The organism is Gilliamella sp. CG35 (assembly GCF_046635745.1).
Classification (GTDB): domain Bacteria; phylum Pseudomonadota; class Gammaproteobacteria; order Enterobacterales; family Orbaceae; genus Gilliamella; species Gilliamella apicola_I.
The window spans coordinates 1-1,214 of sequence record NZ_JBIDFH010000047.1 but is presented as its reverse complement, the minus strand read 5'-3'; the positions used below and the strand labels follow the sequence as shown (position 1 = coordinate 1,214).

General features: G+C 34.8%; 2 protein-coding genes. Both read left to right on the top strand.

What is annotated here, in order from left to right:
• Positions 1 to 719: hypothetical protein (locus ACGH4F_RS09630; protein WP_411591039.1), on the top strand; the 719-nt coding region annotated here is incomplete at its 5' end.
• Between the two features lie 19 nt (positions 720 to 738).
• The coding region (locus ACGH4F_RS09625; protein ID WP_411591038.1) for a hypothetical protein at positions 739 to 1,214 on the top strand (476 nt) is incomplete at its 3' end.

The window sequence follows — 1,214 nt, the reverse complement described above, 5'->3', positions numbered from 1 at the left end:
TTGACAGTATGGCAATGGCAATTAATGACTTTATGGTTGCCATGTTTGGTGCTAATGTTGCTATTCAGTTAGAAAAAGAGAAGATTTATTATGTCAAAAAAATGCGTCAATATTTAGAAGGTGTCAACATTATTGACAAAATTAAAGACAAATATAAAGACCAATATAAAGTCATATATAAAAATAAAGATTGTCCTGACCTTGCAGGAATAAAAGCAATGGGTGTTAAAGCCAGAAGTCGCGAAATATATCTGTCGGTGGCATTGCCCCATTATAATTCTGAGGTGAGCCATTACGAAGGGGTGCTTCGCACTTATAATCATGACTATCAAGAGCCCATTACCTTGCACATAAGCAAAGGAAAACTATACCCAATTTTAACCTTTGCCGATAGCTCAGCCACGGATTTATTAATTAAACGGGAAAAACCATTAAAGCCGATAACAGAAAGAAATGAATTAGAAATAAACCAAATAGGTAAAGTTGAAGCTTACAGTAATGCGGTTGACGAAGAAACACAACAAGAGCTGGGTTATTTTAAAATTGTTTATAAAATGGGCGAGTTTTGTTATGACGGCATTGAAGAGCTTTATTTACAAATTAATTACTGGCCACAGGGCAAAACGTCGACAAATAGCAAAAATCAAACCGTCACCAATAAACCGTTGGTGTTTATTGACAGTTACAAACATCATCACTCCAAATTGGGCGGATTTTAAGAATATCAGGAGAACCACATTGAAAACATTAACCAAATTCACCTTACTGACATTAATCACCTGTTCACTGTTAGGTTGCTACAACAAAGAAAAACTAAGGGAGCTCATTCAAAAACAATATGAAAGGTCAATGTCGTTAACCAAAACCAAAGGCAATTTTTGTTATTATTTAGGCGCGGTTAAATTTCCGTATACCGATGAACCGGTATTAGAAAGTGACAGTCAATGGGCGATTTGGAATAAAGAAGACCTGACACGAACCTTACCACTGTTTGCTGAATTAGGCTTATTAAACCAAATGCCAGTAGAAGGTCAATCAGGCATTTATCGCTATGATTTAACCGATTTGGGGCGTGAATATTGGTATCAATATATTAATAATAATGGTAAGAAAACTATTTACTATAGCTCTTTTTGTTATGGCCCCAAAAAAATAGTAAAAGTAACGGATATAACAGAAAAAACGTATGAAAGTGGGTTATATCGAAAAAATCA